Annotated in this window: 3 protein-coding genes; 1 reads left to right on the forward strand and 2 read right to left on the reverse strand. The window is 63.3% G+C overall.

Going from position 1 to position 9,070, the window contains the following annotated elements:
• Together HX807_RS10015 and HX807_RS10020 are read right to left on the reverse strand one after the other, a co-directional pair.
• On the reverse strand, positions 1 to 1,453 hold a 1,453-nt coding region (locus HX807_RS10015), incomplete at its 3' end, for an efflux transporter outer membrane subunit (protein ID WP_256349415.1).
• On the reverse strand, positions 1,453 to 2,247 hold the full coding sequence (locus tag HX807_RS10020; RefSeq protein ID WP_008430236.1) for a helix-turn-helix transcriptional regulator: 795 nt from the start codon (positions 2,245 to 2,247) through the stop codon (positions 1,453 to 1,455). The genes HX807_RS10020 and HX807_RS10015, both read right to left, overlap by 1 nt.
• A gap of 486 nt (positions 2,248 to 2,733) precedes the next feature.
• Between HX807_RS10020 and HX807_RS10025 the strand changes: the two genes are divergently transcribed.
• A complete protein-coding gene (locus HX807_RS10025) occupies positions 2,734 to 9,015 on the forward strand; it encodes a non-ribosomal peptide synthetase (protein WP_177049824.1) in 6,282 nt (2,093 codons plus the stop codon).
• Positions 9,016 to 9,070: the final 55 nt, after the last annotated feature.

Here is a 9,070-nt window from a genome sequence, read left to right on the forward strand (position 1 = left end):
CTGTAAGAGCGGAACCATAAGCCGCCGTGACCGAAGAAGCGGATATGCCCCCACCCCCACCCCCAGCAGAATCACCCTCCCACCCCCCACCCAACGCCGTATACAAATTCACCTCCGCCACCAACTGCGCCAACCGATCAACAATCAACGCCTGCTGCGAACTGAACAACGACCGCTGCGCATCCAGAAACACCAGATTACTGTCCACCCCACTGCGATACCGGTGCTGAGCCAGGTCGTAATACGTCTGGTTGGCCCGAACAAAATCCCGCTGCGCCGCCAGTTGCTCGTTATACGTTTGCCGCGCCGCCAGCCCGTCCGAGACTTCCTGGAACGCGGTCTGAATCGACTTCTCATACTGCGCGACATAAATGTTCTTCTGAATCTTCGCGTAATCCAGGCTGGCCCGCAGGCTGCCCGCATTGAAGATCGGCAGATTGATCTGCGGCTGGAACCCCCAACTCCCCGAGCCCCCCTGAAACAATCCCGACAGATCCTTACTCGAGGTGCCCGCGTTGGCCGTCAGCGTAACCGAAGGAAAAAACGCCGCCCGCGCCGCGCCAATATTCGCGTTGGCCGCCTGAAGCTGATACTCGGCCTGCACAATATCCGGCCGCCGTTGCAGCAGGTCCGACGGCAACCCGGCCGGCACCCGGGCTACCAGGTCGTCGGACAGCGGCTGTGCCGGCAAAGAATCCGGCACCGGCCCACCCACCAGCAACGCCAGGCTGTTGAGGTCCTGGGCCACCTGCCGCTGGTAGCGCGCAATGCTTGCCCGGGTACTTTCGACGCTGGTCCGGGCCTGGATCACATCGATCGACGTCGCCTTGCCCGCCGTTTTACTGCGCGACGTCAGACGCAGGCTGTGCTCGTCCGAGGCCAGCGTCTGCCGGGCCAGGGCCAGCAGTTCCTGGTCGGCGCGCCAGGTCAGGTAAGCGTTGGCGACGTTGGCCACCAGGCTCAGTTGCGCGCTGCGCCGGGCTTCTTCAGTGGCCAGGTATTGCAGCATCGCCTGCTCACTGAGGCTGCGTACACGGCCGAAAAAATCCAGCTCGTAGGCGCTGACGCCCAATGTCGCCGAATAGGTAGAGGTGATCGCAGACTTGCCGGTGGTAGTGGCGCGCCGCGGGACTTTCTGGCGGTTTTCGGCACCCGTGGCAGACACCGCCGGGAACAGGTCGGCACGCTGGATGCGGTACTGCGCCTGGAACGCTTCGACATTCAGCGCCGCCACCCGCAGGTCACGGTTATTCACCAGGGCCTGGCCAATCAACTGCCGCATCACCGGGTCACGGAACAACTGTTGCCAGTCAGGCCCGGCGGCCGATGGCCCCACCCGGTCCGCGTTATACACCGGGAAGTGCGCCGGGGTCGGTGCCTCGGGCCGCTGATAGTCCGGGATCAACGAACACCCGCCAAGCACACACGCCACGCCGAGCATCAGTTTTTTCATCACGCGCCAACCATCCATTTGGCCAGGCCATGCCGGCCACTCACGCCCAGTTTGGCCGCCGCGCGCTTGAGGTAGGTTTCGATGGAGCTGTTTTTCACGCTGAGTTTCTCGGCCATCTGCGGTACGGTTCCGCCGGTCAACAACCCCAGGCAAACCTCCTGTTCCCGCGCCGATAAGGTGATGTCACTGAGTGACAGGCGTTTATAGAATTCGCGCTGCAATTGCGACTGCTCCAACGGAGTTTTAGAGGGCTCGGGCGCTACCGGCGGGGCCTGTCGATTGATCTGCGCGTGGCGCTCGATCAACGGCAGCAAGGTTTCCGAAAGGCTCTTGAGAAACGACAGCTGCGCCAGGGAAAAGGCGCGTTGGGTGTGGGGCCGGTAGAACGAAATCACGCAGCGCCGATTGGCCTGGCGCGATACCAGGTTGCACTGATGGGAGGTGCCGCGGGTGTGGGTGCTGTCGGCCTTGGCATTCATCTGGATCAACAGCGGGTCGTTCATGCCGAGCATTTTTTTCAGCAGCGGATGATCGTCGCGGTGATGCAGGGTGCGCGGTGGCGGCAGGTCCTGCTTCAACCCGTCGCTGCCAAGTAACTTGATATCGAGCACGCAGGCCTGGTGCTCGTCGAGGGTCCATTCACTGAGGTCCACCAAGTGAACCGGTACCAGCTTGTTGACCAGTTGCAGCATGTTCGCTGCGAAGTGTTCAGTGCCGGTGCTTGAAATCAACTCTCCCAACTCGAAATAAAAATGCGGATTTTCCATATTCCGAATACTGCTGGTCAGACTCATAGCCATCTCATCCTTGATGTCGAAAACCGTCAACGGTTGCCCGTACGTGTGCAGGCCTCCCGTTCTCCTTGAACCTGGGTCGGTGCTCGAGGCTTCATTTAGCCACGTGGATTTGTCCTACGTATGTAGCGGAAACGAGGGACACAACCTGCCATAAAAAGCGCGCCATTATTTCGTCATTTCCGACAGGGATATAGGCTGAAGCTGCAGGGTAAAAGGGTTTTAGAGTTTGTTAACTAGTTGATATAAAACATATTTACTCAATTTTCTCGAAATGCCCGGCTATATGACATCGGCCAGATGTAGCCAATCTCCTACATCCATTTAATCGTTTCAGCACTGAACCATCAGCCAACCCCGGCGCGGTACCCGGGCTGTCCGGGTTTCGGGTGACATACGGCCCTCCGGGGCGATGCTTAAATCCCGTTGATTTCGCCTCAATGGGGCGTTGTGCGCCTTATCGACACCTCACATGAGAAGGATCTTATGACGTATTTCCCCCTGACCGCCGCCCAGCGGGATATCTGGCTCGACCAACTGCGCCTCGGTGACTCGCCGCTGTACAACATCGGGGGTTATATCGAACTCACGGGCACCGTGAATCCCGCATTGATCCAGCGAGCCATCGAGCACCTGGTGGCCAAGCACGACGCATTGCGTACGGTGTTGCAAGTGGCGGCCGATGGCTTGCCACGGCAGGCGTTTGCCGAGGCCATGGCGGTATCGGTGCCGCAGCATGACGTCTCGCGCCAGCCGGATCCCCGCGCGGCCGCCGAGGCCTTGTTGCAGGCGCAGATGGCGCGAACCTATGCGCTGGTCGACGAGCCGTTGTTCCGCTTCTTCCTGGTCAAGCTCGATGACCAGCATTACCGCCTCGGCACCCAGGCTCACCACCTGATTCTCGATGGCTGGGGCTTTGGCCAGATGCTGCAATCCCTCGCCGGTATCTACAGCGCCCTGGAGCAGGGCCGACTACCGGACCTGTCGGCGCCGTCCTATATCGAGTTCATCGACAACGATGAACGCTATCGCGAGTCGGCCCGTTACGCCCGGGACCGCAGCTACTGGCTGGACAAATACCAGGCGCTGCCAGAGCCGCTGCTGACGCGCCGTTACCAGGCCAAGGGCGATGCGCCGAGCAACACCTTGGTAGCACCGTTTCCGGCGGCGCTGCTCAATCGCATGGCGCGGGCGGCGAACCATTACCAGGCGTCGGCGTTCCATGTGTTATTGGCGGCGATGTACCTGTACTTCAGCCGCACCGGCCAGCGCCAGGAGTGGGTGGTGGGGCTGCCGATACTCAACCGTTCCAATGCACGCTTTCGTTCGACCCTGGGGCTGTTCACCCAGGTCAGTGCCGTGCGCTTGCAGTTCCGCGACGACCTGCCTTTCAGCGCCCTGGTGCGTGGCGTGCGCGACCAGCTCCAGCAGGATTTCCGACATCAACGTTTCCCGCTGAGCGAGATGAATCGCGAGCTGGGTTTGCTGCGCGCCGACCGCGGCCAACTGTTCGACCTGTCGGTGTCCTATGAGCAGGACGACCATGAATTTCGCTACGGCCAGGCATCGGCCCGGGCGGTCAAGGTGTCCAACCACCATGAGCCGTTGCCGCTGGCGATTCACTTGCGCAGCAATCGCTACCACGACACGGCGTGCCTGCACTGCGTCTACAACGAGGCGTATTTCCAGGCACACGAGGTGCAGGCCCTGGCCGATCGCCTGGTGTATGTGCTGGAGCAGGGGCTGGAAAACACCGCGTTGCCCCTGGCTGACTTCTCGCTGATAACGCCCGAGGAAACCGCGCAGTTGCAACGCTGGAACGCCACCGCCCAGGCCTATCCCGCAGCGCAAACCCTGCATGGGCGCGTCGAGGCCCAGGCCGCGGTGACCCCGCATGCGGTGGCGGCGGTGTATCAGGGGCAGCGATTGACGTATGACCAATTGAATCAACGGGCCAATGCCCTGGCGCGGCAGCTATTGGTGCTCGGGGTAAAGCCCGACGACCGTGTGGCGATCGTCGCCCGGCGCGGCCTGGAGACGCTGGTGGGCTTGCTGGGGATTCTCAAGTCCGGCGCCTGTTACGTTCCGGTGGACCCGGCCCATCCTTCCGAGCGCCTGCACTACCTGCTCGATGACAGCGCGCCGGTGGCGGTGCTGACGCAGACGGATTTGCTCGAGCGTCTACCGGTATTGAGCGTGCCGGTCATCAATCTGGATCACGCCACGGCGCAGTTGGCGCGCAACCCGCAAGTGGCGATGACACCCGCCAACCTCGCGTATGTGATCTACACCTCAGGCTCCACCGGCCTGCCCAAGGGCGTGATGGTGGAGCACCACACCGTGGCCAACCTGGTGGACTGGCATTGCCAGGCCTTCGATTTGCACGCGGGAAGCCATACCGCCAGCGTTGCCGGTTTCGGGTTTGACGCCATGGCCTGGGAGGTCTGGCCAGCGCTGTGCGTGGGCGCGACCTTGCACTTGCCGCCGGCCCACGACGGCGCCGAAGACATCGACGCGCTGCTGGCCTGGTGGCGCGCGCAACCACTGGACGTATGCTTCCTGCCCACGCCGGTGGCCGAGTATGCGTTCAGCCAGAATATCGAACACCCGACTTTGCGCACGCTGCTGATTGGTGGCGACCGCCTGCGCCAGTTCAACCAGGCGCGCAGTTTCGCGGTGATCAACAACTACGGTCCCACTGAAGCCACCGTGGTTGCCACCTCGGGCCTCGTTGAGGCCGGGCAGGCGCTGCACATCGGCAAACCCATCGCGAATGCCGCGGTCTACCTGCTGGATGAGCAACAGCGGCCGGTGCCCATCGGTACTGCAGGCGAGTTGTACGTCGGCGGGAAAGGCGTGGCGCGGGGCTATTTGAACCGCCCGGACATGACCGCAGAGCGCTTCGTTGATGACCCATTCAACCCAGGCCGCATGTACCGCACCGGCGACCTGGCGCGTTGGCTGCCGGATGGGAATATTGAATATTTGGGCCGCAACGACGACCAGGTAAAGATTCGCGGCGTGCGCATCGAGCCGGGGGAGATCGAGTCCGCCCTGGCGGCTTATGAAGGGGTCACCGAAGCGGTGGTGCTGGTACGCGAGGGGCAACTGTTGGCCTGGTTCACCGAGCACGCGCCGGTTGCGATTGAAGCGCTTCGCGCCCATCTTAAATCACGCTTGCCGGATTACATGGTGCCGCAGGCCTACGTAAAGCTGGACGCGCTGCCCCTGACGGCCAACGGCAAACTCGACCGCAAGGCCTTGCCGGCACCCGGTGCCGATGCATTTATCAGTCGAATTTACGAAGCCCCCGAAGGGCCTACGGAAATCGCCCTGGCGCAGATCTGGGCCGATGTACTGCACGTCGAGCGGGTGGGGCGGCATGACCATTTCTTCGAGTTGGGCGGCCATTCGCTGTTGGCGGTCCAGTTGGTGCAGCACATGCGCCAGGTCGGGTTGCAGGCCGACGTGCAGGTGCTGTTCGGCCAGCCGACCCTGGCCGCACTGGCGGCAGCGGTCGGCCAGGGCACCGAGCTTGAGGTGCCGGCCAACCGTGTTCCGGCAGGTTGCCAATTGATTACTCCGGACCTGCTGGCGCTGGCCGAACTGGACCCGCCGACGATAGAACGCATCGTCGCCGCGATCCCCGGTGGCGCCGCCAATGTGCAGGAGATCTACCCGCTGGCGCCGTTGCAGGAAGGCCTGCTGTATCACCACATCACTGACGAGCGCGATCCGTACCAGCAACACGCGATGTTCAGCTTTGCCCGCCGTGAACAGCTGGAAGCGTTCGCCCAGGCGCTGCAACAGGTGATCGACCGCCATGACATCCTGCGCACCAGCCTGGCGTGGGATGCCCTCGAACAACCGATGCAAGTGGTGTGGCGCAAGGCGATTCTGGACGTGCAATCGGTGGCCCTCCAGGGGGACTCAATTCTCGAACAACTGCGCGAACGCCAGCGGCCACTGGACTTGCGCAAGGCGCCGCTGATGGCCCTGGATTACGCCGAAGACCGGCAGAACCGCCGTTGGGTGGGCATGCTGCGTTTCCATCACCTGGTGAACGACGCCACATCGACGCAAGTACTGATGGCGGAAATCCAGGCCCATCTGCTTGGCCAGCAACAGCAATTGCCGGCGCCGGTGCCCTATCGCAACGTGGTCGCCCAGGCCCGGTCAGCGGAACGCCAGGCCGGGCACGAAGCGTTCTTTCGCGGGCGGCTGGCGGATGTCGACGAGCCGACCCTGGCCTTCGGTTTACAGGAGCGCCAGGCGGATCGCCGTGACACCGAGGAAGCCGACGTGCTGCTTCCCGACGCACTCGGCCAGTTGTTGCGTGAGCAGGCCCGCACCTTGGGTGTCAGCGCGGCGAGCCTGTTTCATCTGGCGTGGGCCCAGGTATTGGGTCGCGTCTCGGGCCGTGACGATGTGGTGTTTGGTACGGTTCTGCTGGGGCGTTTGCAAGCAGGTGAGGGCGCCGACCGTGCCCTGGGCATGTTCATCAACACCTTGCCGCTGCGGGTACGCCTGGCCGGGGTGACGGTGCGCGAGGCGATCAGGCAGACGCAGCAGCAACTCAGCGCCTTGCTCGCCCACGAGCAAGCGTCCCTGGCGTTGGCCCAGCGTTGCAGCGGCGTCACACCGCTGTTCAACAGCCTGCTGAATTACCGGCATGTCTCGGTCGAGGCACTCGAGGTGCTGCAGCCCGGCATCGAATTGCTGAGCAGCGAAGACATCCTCAGCTACCCACTGATGCTGACGGTGGACGACCTGGCCAGCGGTTTCCGGCTCAAGGCCAAGGCGCCCCGCAAGGTCGGTGCCCAGCGCCTGCTGGACTACCTTGGCACGGTGCTGGCGGGATTGGTGGAGACGCCCGAGGCGCCGCTGTTCGATGTGCAGGTGCTGCCCGCGACCGAACTGCAACAGCAACTGGTGGACTTCAACGCCAGCGAAACCGACTACCCCGTGGACCAGACCGTCCACGCCCTGTTCGAAGCCCATGCCCGGCACACACCTCACGCGGTGGCGGTGCAGGCCGGTGAGCAGCAACTGACTTACCGCCAGCTCAACGAGCGCGCCAACCGCCTGGCCTATCACCTGCGCGAGCGCGGCGTGCAGCCGGATTCGCGGGTCGCCTTGTGTGTCGAGCGCGGGTTGGACCTGGTGGTGGGCTTGCTGGCCATCCTCAAGGCGGGGGGCGCCTATGTACCGTTGGACCCGGGCTACCCTCGCGAGCGTCTCGCCTACATGCTGCAAGACAGCGCGCCGGTCGCCTTGCTGGTACACGGCGCGACCCGGGATTTGCCGGGGGAGGTGTCGATACCGGTGATCGACCTCGACCACGGCGCCTGGCAGCAGGCGCCTGAAGGCAACCCGCGAGTGCCGGGGCTGAGCGTACGCAACCTGGCGTACGTGATGTACACCTCCGGCTCCACCGGCACGCCCAAGGGCGTGATGATCGAGCATCGGGGCCTGGGCAACCTGATGCACTGGGGCTCGCAACTGTGCCCGAATGCCGAGGGTGGCGCGTTGTTGCAGCGGGCGCCGTTCAGTTTTGACGGTTCGGTGTGGGAGCTGTTCTGGCCGCTGACCAATGGCATGCGCCTGGTCCTGGCGCGTCCCGATGGGCACCGTGAACCGGCGTACCTGGCGCAGGTGATTCGTGAGCAACAGGTCAGCGTGATCAAGTTTGTGCCGGCGATGTTGCAGCAGTTTCTGGAGCTGGAGGAGTCTGCGCTTTGTACCAGCCTTACCGACGTTTTATGCGGTGGTGGGGAGCTGACAGAGGCCTTGGCCCGTGGGGTTCAGGCGCGATTGCCCAAGGTGCGCTTGCATAACGTCTACGGACCGACCGAGGCGACGGTGGACAGCAGTGCCTGGACGCTGGAGCCGGGTGCGCCGGTGCCGGGGTTGCAGTTGCCGATTGGGCGGGCCATCAGTAATACCCGGCTTTACGTATTGGATGAGCATGATCGGCCGGTGCCGCTGGGGTGCAGTGGGCAGTTGCATATCGGCGGGGTGGGCGTGGCTCGCGGGTATCTGGGGTTGGAGCAGATGACGGCGGAGCGGTTTATCGATAGCCCGTTTGTGGCGGGGGATCGGTTGTATCGCACGGGGGATCTGGTGCGGTATTTGCCGGACGGGAACCTGGAGTTTCTGGGGCGCAATGACTTTCAGGTGAAGCTGCGTGGGGTGCGGCTGGAGCTGGGGGAGGTTGAGGCGCGGTTGGCGGCGCATCCTGCATTGCGCGAGGTGGCGGCGTTGATTCGGGATGAGCGGTTGGTGGCGTATTTCACTGTTCGTGATGCGGTGCCGGGGCTTGAGGCGTTGCGCAGTTACATGGTGGAGGGGTTGCCTGAGTACATGGTGCCTTCGGCGTTTGTGCACATGGAGGCGTGGCCGCTTAATCCGGCGGGGAAGCTGGATCGCAAGGGGTTGCCGGAGCCTGGGGTGGAGGCGGTTTTGAGTCGTGCCTATGAACCGCCTCGGGGGGAGGTGGAGGCGGTGATTGCGGGGGTTTGGGCTGAGGTGTTGAAGCTGGACCGGGTGGGGCGTCAGGATCACTTTTTTGAGTTGGGAGGGCATTCGTTGTTGGCCGTGGGGGTGGTGGCGCGGATGCGTAAGGCGGGGTTGGAGGTGGATGCGCGCTCGTTGTTCAGTCAGCCGACGGTGGTGGGGTTGGCGGGGGTGGTTGGGAGGCGGGTGGAGCGGGTGGAGGTGGTGCCTGCTTTGGGGATTCCGCAGTTGGGGCGTAGACGCAGGATTTGAGTGGTGGTGTGGTGTGGTGTGCATATCCGTTTCTTCGGTAACGGCCACCTATGGT

Origin of the sequence: Pseudomonas sp. D8002 (assembly GCF_013385695.1) — a bacterium.
Lineage (GTDB): Bacteria > Pseudomonadota > Gammaproteobacteria > Pseudomonadales > Pseudomonadaceae > Aquipseudomonas.

Bases quoted from the DNA above. Each gene is read 5' to 3' on its own strand.
- HX807_RS10020 (WP_008430236.1), bottom strand. From the start codon at position 2,247: ATGAGTCTGACCAGCAGTATTCGGAATATGGAAAATCCGCATTTTTAT.
- HX807_RS10025 (WP_177049824.1), top strand. From the start codon at position 2,734: ATGACGTATTTCCCCCTGACCGCCGCCCAGCGGGATATCTGGCTCGAC.